This is a genomic window from Kosakonia sp. H7A (assembly GCF_003028445.1).
In the GTDB taxonomy this organism is placed as follows: domain Bacteria; phylum Pseudomonadota; class Gammaproteobacteria; order Enterobacterales; family Enterobacteriaceae; genus Kosakonia; species Kosakonia radicincitans.
In genome coordinates this window covers 71,887-92,230 of sequence record NZ_PYTZ01000001.1, presented here as the reverse complement: position 1 = coordinate 92,230, position 20,344 = coordinate 71,887, and the positions used below count along the sequence as shown (strand labels likewise).

Genomic DNA, 20,344 nt, shown 5'->3' with positions numbered 1-20,344 from the left:
TTAATGCTTTGTGTTACGCTGCATGAGCCACAGTGCTGTCAGCATTAACGCCAGCCCGACGATCAGCGTCAGCGTGGCCATTGCCATGCCTTGCCCTACCGAACCCTGCTCAAATTGCCGCCAGATAAACACCGCGACGGTTTGCGTTCCTGCTGGCGACAGCAGTAGCGATGTCACCAGTTCGCGTGAAGCAATCGCGAAGACCATCAGCATTGCTGCCAGCATCGCCGGGAAGATCAGCGGCAGCACAATCAGACGCAGCGCCTTAAATGCGCTGGCACCGTGTACTCGCGCCGCCGGCTCGAGGTTACCGCCTAACTGACGCATGGCGCTGCCGATATAGCGCACCGGCCACGGTAACAGCAGGCAACAATAAGAGATAAGTAAAATCCCCCAGGTGTTGTACGGTGAAACCGGCCAGAAACTGCGGTTCCACAATAAGATCAACCCGACACCCACCACCACGCCGGGCAGCGCCGCAGGCATCAGCGACAGCGCATCGATCACCGCGCGCCCTTTTATCTTCTGCATCACCACCAGCCAAGCGGCACACAGCCCGAGTAACCCGGTGAGCAGCGCCGCGCCCAGCGCCAGCGATAAGCTGGTACCGAGTGCAGGCAGCGCATCACCGCGTTGGGCGAAGAGCGCCGCAAAGTGTTTAACTGTCAGATTATCCAGCGTCAGTCCGCCGGAAAGCGTTGCGCTAAAGCCGCTTAACGCCATCGACAGGCCCGGCAGCACTACGGCCAGAAACCCCACACAACTCATAACCAACAGTACCGGCAGCGTGAAAAAGCCCAGTTTCGCACCCACATGTTCGGTGGGTTTGCCGGAGACGCTGGTCACGTCTTGATCGCCCGTCAACAGACGTTGCAGCCACCAGCCGCAGAGCGCAATAGCGATCAACATCACCGACAGGATCGATGCGCCCGGCAAGTCGATCGGCCAGTCTGCCAGCTTCTCTTCAATGCCGACGGTCAACATCACTACGCCCGCCCGGGAACCAAGCGCCGCCGGAACGCCGAACTCTTCCACCGCGAGGGTAAACGCCAGCAACATCCCTGCCGCCAGTGCCGGAGAAAGTAACGGCAGTGTGATATGGCAAAACGCCTTCCACGGTGTGGCGCCATGAACGCGGGCGACTTGCGCCAGCCGCTGCCCGCTGGCCAGCAAACTGCGCGATACGGCAAAATAGACTACCGGGAAAATGTTCAGCGTCATGACCAGCACTATACCGGTTTTACTGAACAACAAATTATTGAGATCGATCCCGGTAAGCTGCATCAGATAGCCCTGCGTTTGCAGGACCAGCATCCACGATAAGGCGGCAATATAAGGCGGCGTTAAAAACGGGATCAGAAACAGCAGATCCCAGGCTTTTGGCCACGGCAGATCAAACAGCCCGCGCACCACGCCGAGCGGCAAGCCGATGACCACACTCAGCAGTGCCACGCCAGTAGCGATTTGCAGCGTACCGCCAAGCATCAACGGTAACTGCGGTTCCGCCAGCAGGAGCGGAATGCCGGAAAACGCGCCGCTAAAATTCCCGGCGCTAAACTGCGGAAACACCGCCTGTAAGAGAATAAACAGTAACGGTAGCGCAACCAGTATCACCAGCAGCCCTATCGTCACCCGCGCAATCAGTTTCTGGTTCACAGCAGGTATCCTGAAAGCGGGGTTGCCCCCGCTAGAAATGGCGTGGATTACTTCGCAAACAGGGCGTTAAAACGCTTCAGAACGTCGCCGCGCTCGCTGGTACCGCTGCTTTGTGTCGGCAGAATCTTCAGTTCGGTAAACAGCGGGCGTTTTGCTTCCACATCCGTACGCGCTGGCATCAACCAGGCATCGGCAACCATGTTCTGCCCTTCCGGCGACAGGACGTAATCAACAAACGCTTTTGCGTCATCGGCATGCTGGGTGGTTTTGAGGATCATCATCGGGCGCGGCGCAATCACCGTGCCGCTGGCCGGGAAGATCACTTTCAGCGACTCACCCTGCGCGATATTGCCGTAAGTGACGTAATCAACAGCGCCAAAGACGGCGGCTTTCGCCCCCTGCATTACCGGCGTTACCGCCTGCGCGTTCGGGCCGCTGACCACCATGCCGTTGCTTTTCAGTGCATCAAACAGTTGCCAGGCTTTCTCACCCATGCCGTTTTGCAGACCGATCAGCAAATCCAGCGAGGCCCCGGACAGCGCCGGATCTGGCGTAGTGACTTTATCTTTGAAGGCTGCCGACGTCAGATCCTGCCACTCTTTCGGTTCCGGCGTGCCGCTTTTGGTGTTCCAGACAATGCCCAGTGCAGAGACGCCCTGCGCGACATAATCCGCACTTTTCAGCGCGGCAGGAACCTTATCTGCATTGGCGCTGGCAAACGGCAGCAACCAACCGCGATGATGCAGATCTTCCGCCGTATCCCAGGAGGCTGAAATCAGAATATCGGCCTGCGGGTTGGCCTGTTCAGCTTCGAGGCGCGCCATCACTTTGCCGGTGGTAGCCTGGAAAATATTGACCTTCACACCGGTTTTTTGCTCGAACCCGGTGGCCAGGCTTTTCGCCAGCGAACCGGGACCTGCGGTATAAACGGTCAGCGCATGCGCGCTGGACATCATCATGGACGACAACACCATGGCTAAAGCGACTCCTTTTTTCACGGACAGTAAGGCTTTCATGCGATTTCCCCTGAGGATGAAGTGATGTTTCTGACGGATTCCACCTTTCCGGATGCTAAATGCACGATGCGATCGGCGAGCCATTCGGCTTCCCGGCGATCGTGCGTGACATAAACGGCCGTTGTACCGAGCTGGCGCAGCAGGCGCGCCATCTCATGGCACAAAGATTCTCGCAGTACGCTATCGAGATTGGAGAGCGGTTCATCGAACAGCAGCACGCCAGGTTCGGCGACTATCGCCCGCGCCAGCGCGACGCGCTGCTGCTGGCCGCCAGAAAGCCCGGCCGGTTTGCGCTGGGCCAACTCCGCCAGCCCGACCATACTGAGCGCCTGCATTACGCGCTGTTCGCGTTCACCGCGCGGTACGTTGCGCATCTTCAGCGGAAAGGCAACGTTTTGCGCCACGCTCATATGCGGCCACAGGGCGTAATCCTGGAAAACCATGCCGATATCGCGCGCTTCCGGCGGTAGCGACCAGCCCGCTTTCGCGACCAGGCGATCGCCAAACCAGATTTCACCTTCTGCCGGTTCGTTCAAACCTGCCAGCAATCGCAACAGCGTGCTTTTGCCGCAGCCGGAAGGCCCAAGCAGCGCAACGATGCTGCCAGGCTGGATATGCAAATCGATGTGATTAAGCACGGTATGTGTGCCGAAGGCGTAGGAAACACCTTGCAGCCGGATGTCAGTGAATGCGAACATCAGCGGCCTCCGCAGCGGGAAGCCGTGATCCACCCGTGGTTTTCAGCCGACGGGTCGCATCCACCTGCACAAAAGTCAGGGGAGTAAACATCTTGTTATCCTCTTTGGGATTTGATGCGGCAGACTATAGGCAGGGATTGTGACGAAGAAATGACGTCATTATTGCGCGTTGATTTTTAACCGAATGTCTAAACTGAAAGGCATACTTCTCCACCGTCTTTAAAAAGGGTTTCTCGTGCGTATCGCAACGATCACTAATTATGCTTACATCGCGACAGTGGCACTGACATTGACCTCCGGCGTTGCGTTGTTTATAGCTTCAGGCGCCGAACACAAAGAGCGCGACACGGTGGCGCAAAGCCGGACGTTTGATACCTTGATCGACGATCTGGAGAGAGAAGCCTTTGCGCTCAGCGATATGGCGCGCGATGCGGTAATCAAATTTACACCTGAAACGGTACAGAGCTGGAAAACCCGCCGGGAACAGGACATAAACCTGGAAAACCGGCTGGCTGCAATGCGTGACAGCGGTGCATCTGATGAAGAAATTCTGCTTCTGCGGGACGGGCTTACCACCCTCGACCAGCTTGAAGAAGAGCAGCGTATCGCCATTGAGGATGTGCAAAACGGCAAAGGCGTCGACGGCGTTAATCTGCTATTCAGTGGCAGCTACGAAGAAAAGCTTGAAGAGGCCGAATACCGCTTTGCCCATTTCCGCAGCCTGGTGGATCAGCGCACGCAGGCTGCCATCAAAGAAGCTACGTCACTCTCGCTGCGTCTGCGCACTTTATCGGAAGTGATGGTCGGTGTGACCGCGCTGCTGTTCTTGTTTGTGCTCGGCTTTATTATCAAACACCGTATTCTGCGCCCGGTGGTGACGCTCAGTGATGTGGTGAACCGGCTGGCGACGCAGGATTACAACGTCGAAGCGCCGGTGCTGGCGCAGGTGGATGAGATTGGCGATATGGCGCAGGCGATCCACATTTTCCGTGAAAACGGCCTTGCCAGGCAGCGGCTTGAGCAGGAGCGCGACAAGGAATGGGCTACGCGCACCCTGCTGGCGCGCATGACCCAGCGTTTGCAGGGGTGCGATACACACAGCGCCATTTTCCGTGTGGTTGACCGTTTTGCGCCGCAAATCATCCCGGAAATGGGCGGTCGGCTTTATGTGCTGAATACGCGGACTAATCGTATGAAATGCGTGGTGCGCTGGGGGTTGCCGCCCGGCGACGATGCCACTTTCCCTCCGGAATATTGCTGGGCGCTGAAACGCGGGCAACTCCACAGCCCAGGCAAAGGCACCGTGGATATGCCGTGCGAACATATTTTGCCGGAACTGGCGTCGCGGGCAATCTGCGTGCCGCTCAATGCGCAAAATAAGAGCATTGGCTTGCTGACCTTTGATAATTACACACCGGGTAAAGAGCCACCATATGCCTATCTGGAGTTGCTGGCAGAAACGCTGGCGCTGGCGTTAGCCAACCAGATCCTGCGCGATACTCTGACGGAAAGAGCGACGTATGATCCGCTGACTGGCCTGCGCAACCGCTACAGCCTGGAAGAGACGTTGCGAAATATGATCGATCAGGCAATGGTGGAGAACAGCACGCTCAGTTGCCTGATGCTGGACGTGGATTACTTCAAAAAACTCAACGATCAATACGGTCACGAAGCCGGTGATAAAGTGTTGCGCGAAATGGCGAAACTGATCACCGAAACGCTGGATGAGAACAGCATTGCGTTCCGCTATGGCGGCGAGGAATTTCTGATTATTTTGCCGGGCGTCGATGAAGCACAGGCGAAGATTGTTGCCGAAGCGCTGCTGCGTAATGTATTTAACCATCACATGCTGTATGAATCGCAGGATATTGGCCCGGTTTCAGTCTCTATTGGGCTGGCTACCTGGCCGCGCCATGCCCGGGCCGATAATCTGGTGCGCGCCGCCGATCTGGCGCTCTATATGGCGAAAGAACAAGGGCGCGGGAAGATTGTCGTTGCAAAAAGTGCCGGATAGTCCTTTTCCCCTGCTCTGCGCTGGCTTTTGGTGGCAGAACAGTCATTTAATGCCGGAAAATCATGCACAAAGGAGCCGTTTATGAGCTATTTTCGTCCTGTGGCATTAGAGCACGCCAGCCGCCTGTTAAACCATGGCCCGACGATTTTGATTACCAGCCGTGATGAACAGATCGATCGCCGTAATGTGATGGCGGCGGCCTGGTCGATGCCGGTGGAGTTTTCCCCGCCGCGGATCGCGATTGTGGTGGACAAAAGCGCCTGGTCACGCGAATTGATTGAGCGTAGCGGCATGTTCGGCATTGTGGTGCCTGGTGTGGCAGCGACTAACTGGAGTTACGCGGTCGGCAGCATTACCGGGCGCGATGAAGATAAATTCAACTGCTATGGGATCCCGGCGTTTGCCGGTCCCGTGCTTGGGCTGCCGGTGATTGAAGAGAAATGTCTGGCGTGGATGGAGTGTCGCCTGTTGCCGCCCACTGCCGCGCAGGAGAAATATGACACGCTGTTTGGCGAAGTGGTTTCTGCGGCTGCCGACGAACGGGCTTTTATCAACGGACGCTGGCAGTTTGATGACGACAAACTGAATACCATTCATCATCTGGGCGGTGGTAATTTTGTCGCCAGCGGCAAGCGCATTACCGCCGGCGAATAAGCTGGCGGTTACTGCGGTAACGCTTCGATCCAGTTCATCGCCAGTTGCGGCCACACGGCGGCTGGCTGGTTTTTCACACCGCGAACGCCAAATCCATGCTGCCCTTTACTGAACAGATGCAACTCCGTTAGTACGTGATGGGCATGCAGCGCATTGAACATCACCAGCGAATTGGCGACCGGCACGGACGGATCATCAATGGCGTGCAGCAAGAACGTTGGCGGTGTTTGCGCAGTCACATTCTGTTCCGGTGAGTAGCGTTTAATTTGCTGTGCGGTTGGGTTATCGCCAATCAGCGCTTTACGTGAACCGGGATGGGCAATTGCACTTTCCATCGAGATCACCGGATAGCCGAGCACAGCAAAATCAGGCCGTGCACTCTGCTTATCAATACTGTCCGTTGCCCGGTAAACCGTTTCTTCATAGCGCGTTTCCAGGCTGGCCGCGACGTGCCCGCCAGCCGAGAATCCCATCACGCCAATTTTGTGCGGGTTGATCTTCCATTCGGCCGCGCGGGCGCGCAGGGTTCGCAGCGCTCTCTGCGCGTCGGCCAGTGGCGCATCGGCACCTTCGGCATGGCCATCTTCCGGCATCCGGTAGGTCATCACAAACAGAGTGTAACCACGTGCGTTGAACTGCGGGGCTAAATCACTGTCCTCTTTATCCAGCACAACGCGTTTGTAGGAGCCGCCAGGTATGACCAGCAATGCAATGCCGTTTGGTTGTTGCGGCAGGTAAACGGTCATTTGCGGCGCACGGATGCCGGTCACTGCCCTGTCCGGCAGCGTTGGGTCTTTACTCCGCTCAAGCAGTGAATAACTGACCGGACTGTTTTTCGCACCAGGCGCTTCATCTGTTGGCCAGATCGGAAAATGCATGGTGGAAGCAAAAGCGATATGCGTGGTAAAGAAAATGGCGAATGCAGCAGTTTTAGGTATCCGGAACATAAGTCTCTCCTTGAGGAAAATGCTTATGTACCATTAAGCTATCGATGTAAAATCGAGATGCGCCACAAAACGGCGTTTCATTTTTACTAAAAAAGTGGCATTTATCATTAATGCCACTTAAATAAATCAATATAAAAGCGAAGACGGATTGCTAATAATTACTGCTTAGGACCAAAGTCGTCGTTCAGTTTATTGCCCAAAAGCTCAATAAACTTTGCCAGAACCCCACCCACACCTTGTGCAACCGCGTTGAGTACCGGCGTAAGGATCGGTGATAAGACGTTGTAAATAGCGCCGCCAATGGCGTTGCGCACCGGTTCAAAAATGTTGCCAACTATTCCCAGAACAGAGTCGAACAGACCCGCACCGGAAACCGCCTGCATTTCATTTTTAGTTAATTCTTTCACAATAATCCCTTACATTCTAAAACAGGCTGGAGCGCTAACCCCAGCCTGGATGACTGTCAGTGATATTTTAACGAAATGCCACCGACAGTCAGTTAATTAAAAATGGAGATAATTTTCTGTCAGAAATTATTGGCAGATTAATTAAGCTTTGGAGCCAAACAGGCCGCCGAACAGGTTTTTAATGATACCAAAGCCAGATTCGATGAAACCTGCAACTGCCTGGCAGGTTTTACGGCCCATATCAGCAAAAGTGGTTTTGTCGCCACCCAGGATTGCGTCAACAAGACCGCCCAGAGAACCACCGATCATGCCAGCAGTATCAGACAGAAAACCTGCGCCAGAAACAGCCATCATTTCATTAGTGTTCAGTACTTTCATGATATTTCCTTATATTTTAAAATCGGAGTATTCACTCCGTGGTTATTTTTCATCAATGATATTCCCGCTGGAATTTCACCGATGGAGTTATTCTTCGTTAATTACGCTTTGGAGCCAAACAGGCCGCCGAACAGGTTTTTAATGATACCAAAGCCAGATTCGATGAAGCCGGCAACCGCCTGGCAAGTTTTACGGCCCATATCAGCAAAAGTGGTTTTGTCGCCGCCCAGGATTGCGTCAACAAGACCGCCCAGAGAGCCACCGATCATGCCAGCAGTATCAGACAGAAAACCCGCGCCAGAAACGGCCATCATTTCGTTATTGTTAAGCTCTTTCATAAAAACTCCTTTTTGTGTAAAGGGGCAGAATAATTACTCTACCCATGAAAACCAGAAGTGTTATTCCACCCGGAATATCACTCTCATTCAGTAAATTAAAAATAGAATCTATTATCTTTCAGGAAGACCTGACAGATTATTGATCTTTCGAACCAAACATACCGAAAAGTCCGCCGAACAGACTGCTAACGGCGTTTTTAACCATGTTGTAACCTGATTCGACAACGCCTGCGACGCTTTCGCAAATGCTACGGCCAGCATCAGAGAACGTGGTATTTTTACCACCCAGGAAAAGGTCAACGATGCCACCCAGGCCACCACCAAATGCACCAGCGGCATTTGATAAGAAGCCAGCACCGGAAACGGCCATCATTTCGTTATTATTAAGCTCTTTCATACATACTCCTTGGTATTGTAATAAATCGAAGGGAAACTCCGATTCAGAGATCAAAAGTGTTACCCGATATGGAGTAGCACCCGTGATCGGTTAATTAAAAATGTCTTTTCGAATTATCAGCCGTTATTTCGGTTTAGTAAGTTACCCAATATAACGCCAAATACTCCCAGAGGATTTTCAGCGATTGCACCAATAAACCGGCCAATAGTACGGCAAGCGTCAGTCACGAGTGTGCTTTCACCAGGGATAATAGCATCAAAGATACTACCGATACCTGCGCCGACCATACTACCTACAGTCGATAAAATGCCAGAGCCTGAAACCTCCTGCATTTCAATTACGTTGAGTTCTTTCATATTTATCATCCTTAATCTTAATGCTCTTTATAATATACGGCTGTGGTTTGTAGAGTCTAATTTCTCGCCGCTCATAAAATTGTTTATAAAATGATTTAAACTCTGCTTTATTCGTTGAGCAAAGTATCTCTTAAAACACTTCTCGCTGTCTATAAAGAGTGAGAGATATTTTTCCTAAAACAGTATGTCGAATTCTGGTAAGAATTAAAAAAACGACCAACCTGGTAAATATCATTAGTCATATTGTATAGAAAAATGGAAATTAACATGATGCACATAGTGAGCGCATGCCAGCCGTTATTTTAGATTGATAAAGAAAGAGGACATGCAGTCACATAAAAAATAAGTGATATTCCGGATGGAATATCACTTATGAGAGGAGCTACCAGAGTATTAATAAATGATGCTTAGCGGGGATTAGTCGCTTTTTTTACCGAGCAGACCGCCGAAGAAAGAGGTAATTGCATTGATGCCAGCTTCAACAATACCGCCAATGCCTTTACCAATATTACGGCCTGCATCAGCTGCCGCAGTGTTTTTGCTACCCAGAGCCAGGTCAACGATAGCACCGATACCCCCACCGAGCATGCCAGCGGTATCAGCTAAAAAACCGGCACCTGAAACTTCTTTCATTTCTACAGTATTGAGTTCTTTCATGACTATTATCCTTAATGTTTACTTATTTAAATGCGAAACAGCAATCGAAAATTATTACTATCCGCTTTCTTTTGTTATTATTGCTAATAACGACAAACGTTATACTGAGTTGTTAAGCGAAATTATCTGCTGAAGTCATTTTTCTGTCCAGCGATCGTAATCGATAAATTTCCTAAAAAATACCATCAAAATATAACAAGCCACTTTTTTATTTATGAAGAGCAAAAGTATCTTTTTTCTTCACAAATAAAAAAGTGGCATCCCATACGGAATGCCACCAAACATAAACATCAAATAATAACTAATGGCGCTTAGCTATCAGAGGGTATTAATAATTTATTTTTTCTTGCCGAACAGACCGCCGAAAATGCTGTTGAAGATATTGTTAATAATACCGAAGCCAGATTCAACGATTCCGGCGATGCTTTCAGCCATGTTGCGGCCAGCATCTGCAGCTGCTGTGCTTTTACCGCCCATAACCATATCCACAATCGCACCAATACCGCTGCCGAGCAGACCAGCCGCATCTGACAGCATGCCAGCACCAGAAACTCCACGCATTTCAATAGAATTAAGTTCTTTCATAATATTATCCTTAATATTTCACTGTATTTTAGTTAATTGCATTTTTAACTTATTGTCTCTTGAACAGGTACTCTTTATAACCTGTGAATAAATTATCTATTATATGCCGCTTTATCGTCCAGAAATAATTTGAAATATTATTCCTAAAGTAAACAAAGCGGCATGCCGGGTGTTTATGGAATTACAGGTTGATAACGCGATCCGCTGTTGCAATAGTTGTTGCACGGTGCGCGATAATAACACGAGTAATATTCAACTGCTTAATAGCGTTATTTACACAGGCTTCGCTTTCATGATCCAGCGCACTGGTCGCTTCATCCATAAAGAGCAGCCCTGGCTTGCGATAAAGCGCGCGCGCAATAAATACGCGCTGCTTCTGCCCGCCGGAGAGCCCCTCGCCCAGTTCGCCAATTAGCGTTTCGTAGCCCATTGGCATTGCGAGAATAACATCGTGGATATGGCTTGCTTTGGCGCACTCAACCATCCACTCCTCATCGGCATGTTCAGCGAATCCACAGATATTTTCCCGCAAAGAACCGGCGAACAGCTTGTCATCCTGTAGCACGCAGCCAATCATTTTGTGGTAGTTATTGATCCCGAGTTGTTTGATATCCATGCCATCAACCAGCACCTTACCGGCATCGGGTTCAAACAGGCCGCAAAGCACTTTCATTAATGTCGTCTTTCCGGCGCCAGAAGCGCCAACCAGCGCTACGCTCTCGCCCGGCTCAATCCGCAGCGCCAGATCATTAAATATCGGGGCTGACTGGCTGTCGTAACGATAACTCAGTCCGGTGGTTTCAAGGCCGAGAGGACGCATTTCCGTGGTTGCCGGTAAATCCGGTTTTCTCGGCTCGCGCTCATGCAAAGCGATATCGGAAATACGTTCGTTATGCAAACTCATCATTCGCAGTTGCAGTAAGAAATCAACCAGCGAACCGATACGATCAGAGAACTGGCCACGGAAGGCGCCAAAGGCAACGAACATACCGATAGTCATCTGATTGTCTATCACCAGACTGGTGCCGAGCCACAAAATCGCGACCTGATCGCAGGCGGCAATAAACGTATTAAGGCCATTAAAAAAGAGATCCAGGCGAGTAAGTTTAATCCCGGTGTTGATGGTATCGACCTGCAAATTTAGCCAGTGAGTGCCACGACGCTCGCTCATATCCTGCATTTTGACCGTAGCGATACCGTACAGCGTCTCCATAAAATAGGAGCTGGCGCGTGCGCCTCTGACCAGGCGTTCTTCCGAGAGCTGGCGATAGTAGTTATACGTTAACAGACGGATCAGCACATAAACTGCGGTAAACCCAAGCACCACCCATGTCAGCCAGCCGCCATACAGCACCAGCATTATCAATACGCCAACCACCATGATACCGTCCATGATGGCGCCGACGACGCTGCTGGTAAAGGTTTCACGTAGCGTATCCAGTGAGCCGAAACGGGATTGAATATCCCCCATTTTACGCCGTTCAAAATAGCCCAGCGGCAGTTTAATCAGGTGCCGGAATAAGCCCGATTGCCACTGCACATTAATGAGCGTGGACATCACCAGCGATGTCCACGCGCGCAGCATGCTGACGGAGGCCCGCAACAGAATAAAGAAAAACAGCCCGATACAGATGAGCGACAGCAAACCGCGATCGCCCGCCGGAATAGCATGGTCCATGACCAGTTGCGTGCCTACCGGCAGTACAAGGTTGATCGCTTCAATGACGATAGAAAGGCAAAAGATCTTTGCCAGCGTGGCTTTAATTCCGTGAACGCTACCGATCAGCGAGCGCAAGCGTACGCGATTTTTTACTTTTTCCTGGGTAAATTCACTGCCCGGCATGGCTTCCAGCGCGACGCCGGTAAAGTATTGCGACATCTCCGCCTGGCCGACAGTTCTGCGTCCACGCGCTGGATCGTTAATCACATACTTATTGCCTTTGACGGCGACCAACACCACAAAGTGGTTAAAATCCCAGTGCAGGACGCAAGGGGTTTTAAGCAGCTTCAGCTCATGCAAATCCAGCGATAATGCACGGGTAGCAAGGCCAAGCTGGCCCGCAATTTCATTCAACCCAATCAGCGTGGTTCCTCTTGCTGAGAGGTTAAACTGCTGACGCAGACTTATCAGGTCAATATTTTTGCCATAGTGGCCACAGATCATGGCCAGGCTCGCCAGACCACACTCCGAAGATTCGGTCTGGTGTACCATCGGAACGCGTCGGAACCAGCTTAAATCCAGCTTGCCGAGCAGCGCGGTAAATAGGCTTTTATTACTCATTTACAGGTCCTGTTGCGCTGTGCTTCATGTCGTAGAACGGGGAAAGCATCCATTGATAAATTCTTCTTTTTTCGAGAAACAGCGTGCTCTGCGCCTTCATGCCATTTTCCAGAGAAATACGTTTTCCGTCGTACTCCACCACTTCGCGATCGGGTTTAATAACGACTTTGTAATAAGGGATCGATGTGCCCTGGAGATTTTTTGGCGCTCCAGGATAAGTCATCATTTCCTGTGTTGAAGCCGGTGTTTTCGATATCTGACTGATGGTTGCCGAAAACTGGCCGAATTTTTCGGCAGGAAAAGCTTCATAGCGGAGATTGACTTTGTCGCCGACGGCGATATACGGCGTCGCGTCGTTTGGCACCCAGGCCACCAGTAAATGGTGATCGATAGATTCGGGGATAATCTGCAACAGACTGTCGCCGGCATTCACCATTTGCCCGGCAGTGACGCTCAGGGAATCGATTTTGCCGTCAGACGTTGCCCGCACAATCACATCACCGCTGATATCAGCATTCAGACGCTCTTTTTGCAGGTCGTAACGCTGAAGTTCCATCTGGTAAATACGATTGTCGAAATCTGCCGCCTGCGTCTGAATTTCACTCTCGAGGCTGGTCACTTGCAGCGCATTTTGTTCACTCTGGCTGCGCAGACCTAACAGGTCATTCTGCTGCTGATAATAGAGCGTCACATGGTTCGTAAGCTGATCCTTGGTGATAAGACCCCGGGCCTGATAACGACGATAATTTTCCATGTTCTCTTTCATCAATTTAACGCCCTCTTCTGCCCGGCGAATAACGTCGGTCGAAAATTTAAGCGCTTCGCTATATTGCTGCTTTTGCTTCTCAAGCGTTTTCAGCGTGGCATTTTTACTCTCCTGTAACCCGGCGATAATATTTTCCACGCGGGTGATTTGTTGCTCGATATCATTGCGCTGATTATCACTGACCACGCCGCTATGGGTGCTTCGGCTGACATCAATCAGGTATACCGGATCGCCTTTTTTTATTTTTTGCCCTTCCGTAACATAGGATTTAACAATAAACCCCTGAGCATTTGAATAAATGGTAACAGGGCGAGGCCAGGTGGTAATTTCTCCACTGACGTTTACCCTGCGCATATATGTGCCATCAATTACAAAGGTCAGAAAAGCGGCCAGAAAGCAGACGCAGAACATAATAATGAGCCAGAGCGGGACGCCAGGCAGTAGTATTGCGCGTCCGCGCCATCTCATTTTTCGGTTTTCAAGTGCTTCCTTTCTAAACATTACCCCCCTCCTTAGTGGGATATTTTATCGGGTCTTATTTAGTTGCTGTTTATCACTAAATAAAAATACATTCACAAAGAAAATAATTACGTGATATTGTTTTAACAAAAACAATCACATGCAAGATTCGACATTAATAATATTGAAGGTGGCAAGCACAATTTAAATGATAACAGATATTGTCCGGGTTCTATTTGCTGCTAACGTATGCGAACGGCAAATATAAATGCTCAATATATGTTTTCGCCATAGTCATTATAAAGTTAATCAACCTGGCATAGATTCAGGGGAACTTTATATTTTTGATAGACAACTTGCAAACATGAAAGTTCCTAAATTGCTGAAAGACGTAATAAAATAAATGCGAGGTGTATAATAAAAATGGCTATTAATAAAAAATATGAATACATATAAATAATGCGTCAGCGCGGGCGCATTATCATCAGGAATAATTAATTAGCTTCGGGCGATGGCGTGAATAACCGCCCCGGTAACCTCGTGTGTGGTCGCCTTGCTTCAATATCGCCCTGCCGTTTTGCCAGAGCATGTAGTACGTGAACGCCAGCGGAAATCACTTCCGGGCAATACCATCCGCAGGAAGGGCAACAATAGAACAGGTTTTCACGGGTATCTCTTTGTCAGTGATGTACTGGCGAATATGCAGATATCCCACAGGCAATCATCGGCGGGGAACTATACAAAAAATGCAATAACAGAAATGGAGATAACTCATGATGGATAAGAAAAAAGCCCACACAGGTGGTGTGGGCAGCCGCGTTTTACATACTGTAGCCCGGTTTTTTAATCAATTGCTCCATTTGCGGAGCAATTTCCGTATCCCAGACCTGCGCTTTCCACTCTTCCGGCGCGTATTCATTCAGCGCAACGCTGATGGAACTCTCTTTGCTGTTCAGATGACGCATAATCACTGCGGCAATATCCTCTGCCAGAGCGGTTTTCTGCTCATCGTTCAGATCGCGGGGAAAACATTTGATATCAACGTGCGGCATAGCAAACTCCTCGTTTTCAAGAGAGTGTCACAGTAGCACAACACGTTATCAAAGTGTGACCAGTCTGGCCGTTACCCGTGTGCGCTTGAGCAGCGTACAAAGGCCGTAAGAAAGAAGAAAAGCCAGTAACGAATAGAGCAAAATATAGAGATATGTGTCTGTTATCCCTGTCATGCGCAACAGCCGTTCATGAATAAATGCATTGTGTATCTCGATAACAAAAATATTATGCACGAGGTAAATTCCCAGCACGTTTTCACTGAGGTGGTTCACCCAGGCTGGCGAGGTGTTAATGTTCAAACTGGTCATAAAAATAAACAGACCTACAGCCGCCGTGAGTAACAGTAAGTTATAAAATTTACCATAGAAAATAGCGATCCCGGCGTGAGAGGAGATAAGTGACAGCGCAATTAGCGCCGCGATAGCCGCGAACAATGACGCTAAATGCGCAATGCCGAATGGCCTGAAGCCTGGCTTTACCAATCCGAGATAACCTCCAATCAAAAAGCAGATTAATCCTTCAGGTTGAAACGGTATCAGCAAATTGAACGGAAAAATGGCAAAGGAAAAGTAAGCCCCGGTCAATGCGTTCACTAACGTCAGGTTAGAAATCACCACCATCAAAATGAGGATTTTCAGGATCTCTGTGGCATGCTCCTTTTTAAAAGAATATCGAAATAGCGGCGTAAACACATAGAGCGGAATGACGGCAAAGATAAACCACAGCGGTGTGGCTTCGGTGTTTGCATTACTGACATTGAGATAGTTGAGGAAACCGATATCCGGAATATCGGTAAATCTGCTGATAAACTCGTTGTCATAAACATAATAAAATAACAGCCAGAAAACCAGCACGACAACGATGCCTTTGATCTTGCCAATGACATAATTCGCCTGGTTTTCATGTTTGTTATTTAATAAGAAATAGCCGCTACACACGAAAAATAGCGATACGCCAAGTAACCCAGCCTGCCTTAAAAAACATAATATGACATCATTACCATTGCGATTGAGAAAAAAGAGCGTGGTGTGTGCCATTACCACGAAGAAGATCGACAATATCTTCAGAATATCAATGGTTGCAATCCGCATTGCTGGCTCTCCTAAAGCGATAAGATAAAATGCGTGATTTTACTCGCTAACCTTTCCATGCCTAATTTTGAAGGGTGCAGCCCGTCGGAAACTGTTCCAGCGGTGTTGCTGGTCATAATATTCATGTTGAGTTCGTTGAAGCCGGAATTCTTTTGTAAGTCCAGATAAGGAATAGAGTATTGCTCACACATCTCCCGGCAAACGTGGCAGTAATCGGTAAGATAATATCCTTTAGCATTCTTTTGATCTCTGCCACGGGCAAAGGAAACCGGCGTGGTGACAATGAATCCGACGCGCGCTAACGGATATTTTTTAATGACGCCGGCCAGTAATAAATTCATCGCGCCATAAAATGTCAATGGCGTATTATCTTTGATTTTTCCTATTTCTGTGCCGCCCTCGGAACCGAAGTTAAAACCAAAGTCATTTCCTCCACCCCAGATGGTAATCAAATCGGGGTTCTCCCCCATCTGGTTATATCGTAAACACATCGCGGTATTATCATGTTGGTTTTTCTGTGCAATACAAGTTCCGCCAATACCATAGTTTGTCCACTCAGCAAGCCCCAGATTTTTGGCGACAATAGGCTGATACCATCCGCGTTCTGTTATGCTATCACCCAGAGTAAACCACGAACCACCGACCAGATACGAATGAATATATTCCATTACTATCATCCCGTTAATGTTAATATGATATTTCCATCTTTTATTGCCATCCGGAAATATTATCTATGGACGTCGTCCCGGTAGGAGTTGTCTCACAGAAAAGGGGCGATATCAATTTATTTTTCGCCCCTTCATCTTATATAGATTTTCAATTTATATGATGTTCTAAGAATATTTAAATACCCAGCAATAATCCGTTATGTCATGATGTCATTATTTCGCAGTACCTCCTGAAGGGCGGGTACACGACAAACCGCATCGGCAATGGCGCTGAATTTCGGCGTATGTTCCTTAAACCACGCGTGCCGCGGTCCCCAGGTTCGCATCACGCAGATATAGATATCGAGCAACGTCAATGATTCGCCAAACGCATATGGTGCGGCTTTTAGCTGGCTCTCCAGCCACAAATAGAGCGACTTGCGGTATGCCTTGCAGTTTTCCTGTAATTGTTCCGGCGCGTCGCTGGCCCAGCGTTCCGGGTAATCTGCGTAGGTAAATGTGGGATAAACATTGGCGACCAGCCATACCAGTAATCGCCAGAATTGTTGCCTTTCCGGCGTGCCGACAGGCGGCGCTAAATCCGGGCGCTGGTCGAGGGTCATCAACGCCACGGCAGCCGATTCGGTCATAATGCTGCCGTCGTCAAGTTGCAGTGTCGGCACCTGGCCCAGCGGGTTAAGTTTTTTCAACATCTCCTGTCGGGCGCCAGGCTGGTCAAAGCCGTCGACGTTGACAAAGCGATAAGGGATTTCCGCCAGCGTCAACATCACTTCACTTAGCGCCGATCCCCAGCCGGGGACACCATAAACAGTGATCATAAGGGCTCCTTACAGAGGATAAGCCCTAATTTTAGGTCAAAGTAGCGAGAAATTCGTCAGCATGCTGTGGGCTGGTAAGACGCACAAAACGCAGATGCTGGTAGCGCGGGTCCGCCATATCCTGCGCGTAACGCAGGCGATTCGCGCGCCAGGTTTTTATCGTCCAGAGAATGATCGACTTGCGGCTGAAGAATGAGCGGCGGAAACTTTCACAGTTTCCGGTGCCCGGCCATAGCTCCTGTTTGTGCCAGGCACGGCGCGCTGCGCGCAACACCGCCTGACGCATCGTGCGCCAGAAACCGTAATCAACCCACACGACAAGATCGACATGCCGCCATTTTATATCCCGGCTGCGATTGTAGTTGCCATCGAGTACCCAGCCCGGCTGTGCCAGTAACTGTTCCAGTCGGGAATACAGTTCCTCATCCGGCGTTCCCTGCCAGTTGGCCCGCCAGTACAGTCTGTCCATTTCGATATAGGGCAAATTAAGCTTTGCGGCGATGCGTTTCGCCAGCGTTGATTTTCCGCTGCCGCTGGTGCCGATGACATTAATTTTCATGGTGTTATGCGGATTCCCGTTCCACAAAATGGAAGCCAATATCAACAATAGGCGCGTCAACCTCGCTGCCTTCGATACGATCGGCCAGCATCGTTGCCGCCCGCTGACCAATAATTTGCCGATCGACGCTGACCGTGGTAATGGCAGGCTGATTTCCGGCGGCAAAATCGAGATCGCCAAAGCCAATCACCGCCAGATCGCGCGGCACCTGTAAACCACGCGACTGCGCTTCAATGATTGCGCCCTGCGCCAGCGTGTCGGAGCTGCAAACAATCACATCGAAATCGCCCTGCTCCAGTAGCTGCGCCAGCCCCTGGCGCCCCGAGGTGAATCGCGCTGGTAAAGCCACATCGACGCTGCCCGGTTCGCTGATGCCATTACGTTCCAGCACTTCGCGCAACCCGGCTTTACGCTGCGCGGCGCGTTTGTCCACTGTCCACAGCAAACCAGGACGGCGATAGCCTTTACGCAGCAGATACTCGGCCGTTGCCTGGCCGACTTTCTCGTGGGAGAAGCCCACCAGCATATCCAGCGGCGTCGGGGTTAAATCCCAGATTTCCACTACCGGTACGTTGGCATTGAGGAGCACTTTTTTCAGATCTGTCGAGTGATGAATCCCGGTCAGAACGATACCGTCCGGGCGGCGCGAAAGCAGCGCGGCAACCAGATCGGCTTCGGTTTGTTGCGTGTATCCGGCAACGCAGAGCAACATATGGTAACCGCGCACCGCCAGCTCATCGCTGATGGCCTGAATCGTGTCGACGAACATGTTGTTGTTAATTTGCGGCACCACCACGGCGATTAATTTACTGCGCCGCGAGGCCAGCCCACCGGCCAACGCATTGGGGATATACCCCGTTGCTTTGACCGCCGCGATAACCTTTTCTACCGTTTTGGGACGTACCAGTTGCGGCGTGTTAAGCGCCCTACTTACGGTCATGGATGACAAGCCAGCGGCACGGGCTACATCTTCCAGCGTGGGCGCACGCGGTGGGACAGAACGAGATGTTTTCGACATGTTCACTCACAGAGCATTCAGCGTTTTTATGATTCTCGCGTTGTATTATACGCATTTCTCCCATCATTGCCGCCGCTCCTCAGAAATCAGTGCGTTAGCAGGCATTTTATACTTTTTATGTTAACGCTATCATTTATAGGGCAACCACTCTGCCTGCGACTATTAAATGCGAAGTTATTCACAATAACATCTCCTTTGGCGCCATTATTTGTGATCGATTGTACATAATCACACCATTTCTCTGGTCATATATTTGTTGCGGATCTACAAATGTTAGCGCAAACATTATGTTGTTCACAGGAGCTAATCATGACCGTAAGTGCGAATTCCGATGCCGTGACCTATGCCAAAGCCGCAGGGGCAAAAACCGCCGCTGAAACCGGCGATCGTATTGCGTGGGTAAAACTCTCCCTCGCCTTCCTGCCGCTGGCGACGCCAGTAAGCGATGCGAAAGTCCTCACCGGCCGCCAAAAGCCGCTGACTGAGGTGGCGATCATCATTGCGGAGATCCGCAGTCGTGATGGTTTTGAGGGTGTCGGCTTCAGCTACTCCAAACGCGCCGGGGGTCAGGGGATCTATGCGCACGCCAAAGAGATTGCCGATAACCTGCTGGGCGAAGATCCGAACGATATCGACAAAATCTATACCAAACTGCTGTGGGCAGGCGCATCGGTTGGCCGCAGCGGGATGGCGGTGCAGGCCATCTCCCCTATCGATATTGCATTGTGGGATATGAAAGCCAAACGTGCAGGTCTGCCGCTGGCGAAACTGCTGGGCGCGCACCGCGACTCGGTGCAGTGCTACAACACCTCCGGCGGCTTCCTGCATACCCCGCTGGATCAGGTGCTGAAAAATGTGATTATTTCCCGTGAAAACGGCATCGGCGGCATCAAAATTAAGGTCGGCCAGCCGGATACCAAAGAGGATATCCGCCGCCTGACAGCCGTGCGCGAAGCGCTGGGCGATGATTTCCCGCTGATGGTTGATGCCAATCAGCAGTGGGATCGCGAAACCGCGATTCGCATGGGCCGCCAGATGGAAAAATTCAATTTGATCTGGATTGAAGAACCGCTGGATGCTTATGACGTCGAAGGCCATGCCCAGCTCGCTGCCGCTCTGGATACGCCAATCGCCACCGGCGAAATGCTGACCAGTTTCCGCGAACACGAACAGCTTATCCTTGGCAACGCCAGCGACTTCGTGCAGCCAGATGCGCCGCGCGTCGGCGGGATTTCACCCTTCCTGAAGATCATGGATCTGGCCGCCAAACATGGCCGCAAACTGGCGCCGCACTTTGCTATGGAAGTTCACCTGCACCTTTCTGCCGCTTATCCGCTGGAGCCGTGGCTGGAGCACTTCGAATGGCTGAATCCGCTATTTAACGAGCAGCTTGAACTGCGCGATGGGCGTATGTACGTCTCTGACCGCCACGGTCTTGGTTTCAGCATCAGCGAACAGGCTCGCGCGTGGACGCAAACCAGCTGTGAATTCGGTAAACGCCCATAATAATGACATCCTGACGGGAGAG

Annotated in this window: 22 protein-coding genes; 3 read left to right on the top strand and 19 right to left on the bottom strand. The window is 50.7% G+C overall.

What is annotated here, in order from left to right:
• The 3 genes from CWM66_RS00435 to CWM66_RS00425 are packed head-to-tail and all read right to left on the bottom strand — an operon-like array spanning nucleotide 1 to nucleotide 3,370.
• Nucleotides 1-1,656: an iron ABC transporter permease gene (locus tag CWM66_RS00435; protein WP_071920816.1), complete on the bottom strand. Its 1,656-nt coding sequence runs from the start codon at nucleotides 1,654-1,656 to the stop codon at nucleotides 1-3.
• A 47-nt stretch (nucleotides 1,657-1,703) separates the two neighbouring features.
• Complete coding sequence (locus CWM66_RS00430) at nucleotides 1,704-2,672, bottom strand: ABC transporter substrate-binding protein (protein WP_072438855.1); 969 nt, start codon at nucleotides 2,670-2,672, stop codon at nucleotides 1,704-1,706.
• Nucleotides 2,669-3,370, bottom strand: a complete 702-nt coding sequence (locus CWM66_RS00425; RefSeq protein WP_071920818.1) for an ABC transporter ATP-binding protein — start codon at nucleotides 3,368-3,370, stop codon at nucleotides 2,669-2,671. Before CWM66_RS00425 ends, CWM66_RS00430 begins: the two co-directional genes overlap by 4 nt.
• A 235-nt stretch (nucleotides 3,371-3,605) precedes the next feature.
• Here CWM66_RS00425 and CWM66_RS00420 point away from each other — a divergent pair, with 235 nt between their 5' ends.
• Nucleotides 3,606-5,384, top strand: a complete 1,779-nt coding sequence (locus tag CWM66_RS00420) for a sensor domain-containing diguanylate cyclase (RefSeq protein ID WP_035885683.1) — start codon at nucleotides 3,606-3,608, stop codon at nucleotides 5,382-5,384.
• Nucleotides 5,385-5,465: 81 nt separating this feature from the next.
• Nucleotides 5,466-6,038, top strand: a complete 573-nt coding sequence (locus CWM66_RS00415; RefSeq protein WP_007375104.1) for a flavin reductase family protein — start codon at nucleotides 5,466-5,468, stop codon at nucleotides 6,036-6,038.
• 8 nt (nucleotides 6,039-6,046) lie between these two features.
• Here the strand turns inward: CWM66_RS00415 and CWM66_RS00410 are convergent, their stop codons facing one another.
• The 16 genes from CWM66_RS00410 to CWM66_RS00335 all read right to left on the bottom strand — a co-directional run bounded on the left by CWM66_RS00410 (nucleotide 6,047) and on the right by CWM66_RS00335 (nucleotide 18,816).
• Nucleotides 6,047-6,985 carry an alpha/beta hydrolase gene (locus CWM66_RS00410; protein WP_107146110.1) on the bottom strand — a complete coding sequence of 313 codons (939 nt, stop codon included), beginning with the start codon at nucleotides 6,983-6,985 and terminating at the stop codon, nucleotides 6,047-6,049.
• A 158-nt stretch (nucleotides 6,986-7,143) separates the two neighbouring features.
• Nucleotides 7,144-7,392, bottom strand: a complete 249-nt coding sequence (locus CWM66_RS00405) for a bacteriocin (RefSeq protein ID WP_007375106.1) — start codon at nucleotides 7,390-7,392, stop codon at nucleotides 7,144-7,146.
• Nucleotides 7,393-7,533: 141 nt separating this feature from the next.
• Nucleotides 7,534-7,770, bottom strand: a complete 237-nt coding sequence (locus CWM66_RS00400; protein WP_007375107.1) for a hypothetical protein — start codon at nucleotides 7,768-7,770, stop codon at nucleotides 7,534-7,536.
• A gap of 101 nt (nucleotides 7,771-7,871) precedes the next feature.
• Nucleotides 7,872-8,108 (bottom strand): hypothetical protein, encoded by a 237-nt coding sequence (locus CWM66_RS00395; RefSeq protein ID WP_007375108.1) that lies wholly within the window; start codon nucleotides 8,106-8,108, stop codon nucleotides 7,872-7,874.
• Between the two features lie 136 nt (nucleotides 8,109-8,244).
• Nucleotides 8,245-8,505, bottom strand: coding sequence for a hypothetical protein (locus CWM66_RS00390; RefSeq protein ID WP_007375109.1), 261 nt, complete (start codon nucleotides 8,503-8,505; stop codon nucleotides 8,245-8,247).
• A 116-nt stretch (nucleotides 8,506-8,621) separates the two neighbouring features.
• On the bottom strand, nucleotides 8,622-8,861 hold the full coding sequence (locus CWM66_RS00385; RefSeq protein ID WP_107146108.1) for a hypothetical protein: 240 nt from the start codon (nucleotides 8,859-8,861) through the stop codon (nucleotides 8,622-8,624).
• 417 nt (nucleotides 8,862-9,278) lie between these two features.
• The gene (locus CWM66_RS00380; protein WP_107146107.1) at nucleotides 9,279-9,518 is read right to left on the bottom strand and encodes a hypothetical protein; all 240 of its coding nucleotides are present in this window, start codon (nucleotides 9,516-9,518) and stop codon (nucleotides 9,279-9,281) included.
• Between the two features lie 336 nt (nucleotides 9,519-9,854).
• Nucleotides 9,855-10,103 (bottom strand): hypothetical protein, encoded by a 249-nt coding sequence (locus CWM66_RS00375; RefSeq protein WP_107146106.1) that lies wholly within the window; start codon nucleotides 10,101-10,103, stop codon nucleotides 9,855-9,857.
• 181 nt (nucleotides 10,104-10,284) lie between these two features.
• Nucleotides 10,285-12,384, bottom strand: coding sequence for a peptidase domain-containing ABC transporter (locus CWM66_RS00370; RefSeq protein WP_007375113.1), 2,100 nt, complete (start codon nucleotides 12,382-12,384; stop codon nucleotides 10,285-10,287).
• Nucleotides 12,377-13,651 carry an HlyD family secretion protein gene (locus tag CWM66_RS00365; RefSeq protein WP_035885679.1) on the bottom strand — a complete coding sequence of 425 codons (1,275 nt, stop codon included), beginning with the start codon at nucleotides 13,649-13,651 and terminating at the stop codon, nucleotides 12,377-12,379. Before CWM66_RS00365 ends, CWM66_RS00370 begins: the two co-directional genes overlap by 8 nt.
• Before the next feature lie 779 nt (nucleotides 13,652-14,430).
• Nucleotides 14,431-14,661 carry a tautomerase PptA gene (gene pptA / locus CWM66_RS00360; protein WP_035885678.1) on the bottom strand — a complete coding sequence of 77 codons (231 nt, stop codon included), beginning with the start codon at nucleotides 14,659-14,661 and terminating at the stop codon, nucleotides 14,431-14,433.
• A gap of 48 nt (nucleotides 14,662-14,709) precedes the next feature.
• Entirely contained in the window at nucleotides 14,710-15,753 is a 1,044-nt protein-coding gene (locus CWM66_RS00355) for an acyltransferase (RefSeq protein WP_007375117.1), read from the bottom strand.
• A gap of 11 nt (nucleotides 15,754-15,764) precedes the next feature.
• The gene (locus CWM66_RS00350; protein ID WP_035885677.1) at nucleotides 15,765-16,421 is read right to left on the bottom strand and encodes an SGNH/GDSL hydrolase family protein; all 657 of its coding nucleotides are present in this window, start codon (nucleotides 16,419-16,421) and stop codon (nucleotides 15,765-15,767) included.
• A gap of 197 nt (nucleotides 16,422-16,618) precedes the next feature.
• Entirely contained in the window at nucleotides 16,619-17,239 is a 621-nt protein-coding gene (locus CWM66_RS00345; RefSeq protein ID WP_107146105.1) for a glutathione S-transferase family protein, read from the bottom strand.
• A 31-nt stretch (nucleotides 17,240-17,270) separates the two neighbouring features.
• Complete coding sequence (locus tag CWM66_RS00340; protein WP_035885675.1) at nucleotides 17,271-17,798, bottom strand: AAA family ATPase; 528 nt, start codon at nucleotides 17,796-17,798, stop codon at nucleotides 17,271-17,273.
• A gap of 4 nt (nucleotides 17,799-17,802) precedes the next feature.
• On the bottom strand, nucleotides 17,803-18,816 hold the full coding sequence (locus CWM66_RS00335) for a LacI family DNA-binding transcriptional regulator (protein ID WP_035885674.1): 1,014 nt from the start codon (nucleotides 18,814-18,816) through the stop codon (nucleotides 17,803-17,805).
• Nucleotides 18,817-19,125: 309 nt separating this feature from the next.
• Between CWM66_RS00335 and CWM66_RS00330 the strand changes: the two genes are divergently transcribed.
• On the top strand, nucleotides 19,126-20,322 hold the full coding sequence (locus tag CWM66_RS00330) for an L-talarate/galactarate dehydratase (RefSeq protein ID WP_007375123.1): 1,197 nt from the start codon (nucleotides 19,126-19,128) through the stop codon (nucleotides 20,320-20,322).
• The last annotated feature ends 22 nt before the right edge of the window (nucleotides 20,323-20,344 follow it).

Coding starts and splice junctions, on each gene's coding strand:
- CWM66_RS00430 (WP_072438855.1), bottom strand. CDS start 2,672: ATGAAAGCCTTACTGTCCGTGAAAAAAGGAGTCGCTTTAGCCATGGTG.
- CWM66_RS00425 (WP_071920818.1), bottom strand. CDS start 3,370: ATGTTCGCATTCACTGACATCCGGCTGCAAGGTGTTTCCTACGCCTTC.
- CWM66_RS00415 (WP_007375104.1), top strand. CDS start 5,466: ATGAGCTATTTTCGTCCTGTGGCATTAGAGCACGCCAGCCGCCTGTTA.
- CWM66_RS00410 (WP_107146110.1), bottom strand. CDS start 6,985: ATGTTCCGGATACCTAAAACTGCTGCATTCGCCATTTTCTTTACCACG.
- CWM66_RS00400 (WP_007375107.1), bottom strand. CDS start 7,770: ATGAAAGTACTGAACACTAATGAAATGATGGCTGTTTCTGGCGCAGGT.
- CWM66_RS00395 (WP_007375108.1), bottom strand. CDS start 8,108: ATGAAAGAGCTTAACAATAACGAAATGATGGCCGTTTCTGGCGCGGGT.
- CWM66_RS00390 (WP_007375109.1), bottom strand. CDS start 8,505: ATGAAAGAGCTTAATAATAACGAAATGATGGCCGTTTCCGGTGCTGGC.
- CWM66_RS00385 (WP_107146108.1), bottom strand. CDS start 8,861: ATGAAAGAACTCAACGTAATTGAAATGCAGGAGGTTTCAGGCTCTGGC.
- CWM66_RS00380 (WP_107146107.1), bottom strand. CDS start 9,518: ATGAAAGAACTCAATACTGTAGAAATGAAAGAAGTTTCAGGTGCCGGT.
- CWM66_RS00375 (WP_107146106.1), bottom strand. CDS start 10,103: ATGAAAGAACTTAATTCTATTGAAATGCGTGGAGTTTCTGGTGCTGGC.
- CWM66_RS00370 (WP_007375113.1), bottom strand. CDS start 12,384: ATGAGTAATAAAAGCCTATTTACCGCGCTGCTCGGCAAGCTGGATTTA.
- CWM66_RS00365 (WP_035885679.1), bottom strand. CDS start 13,651: ATGTTTAGAAAGGAAGCACTTGAAAACCGAAAAATGAGATGGCGCGGA.
- pptA (WP_035885678.1), bottom strand. CDS start 14,661: ATGCCGCACGTTGATATCAAATGTTTTCCCCGCGATCTGAACGATGAG.
- CWM66_RS00355 (WP_007375117.1), bottom strand. CDS start 15,753: ATGCGGATTGCAACCATTGATATTCTGAAGATATTGTCGATCTTCTTC.
- CWM66_RS00350 (WP_035885677.1), bottom strand. CDS start 16,421: ATGGAATATATTCATTCGTATCTGGTCGGTGGTTCGTGGTTTACTCTG.
- CWM66_RS00345 (WP_107146105.1), bottom strand. CDS start 17,239: ATGATCACTGTTTATGGTGTCCCCGGCTGGGGATCGGCGCTAAGTGAA.
- CWM66_RS00340 (WP_035885675.1), bottom strand. CDS start 17,798: ATGAAAATTAATGTCATCGGCACCAGCGGCAGCGGAAAATCAACGCTG.
- CWM66_RS00335 (WP_035885674.1), bottom strand. CDS start 18,816: ATGTCGAAAACATCTCGTTCTGTCCCACCGCGTGCGCCCACGCTGGAA.
- CWM66_RS00330 (WP_007375123.1), top strand. CDS start 19,126: ATGACCGTAAGTGCGAATTCCGATGCCGTGACCTATGCCAAAGCCGCA.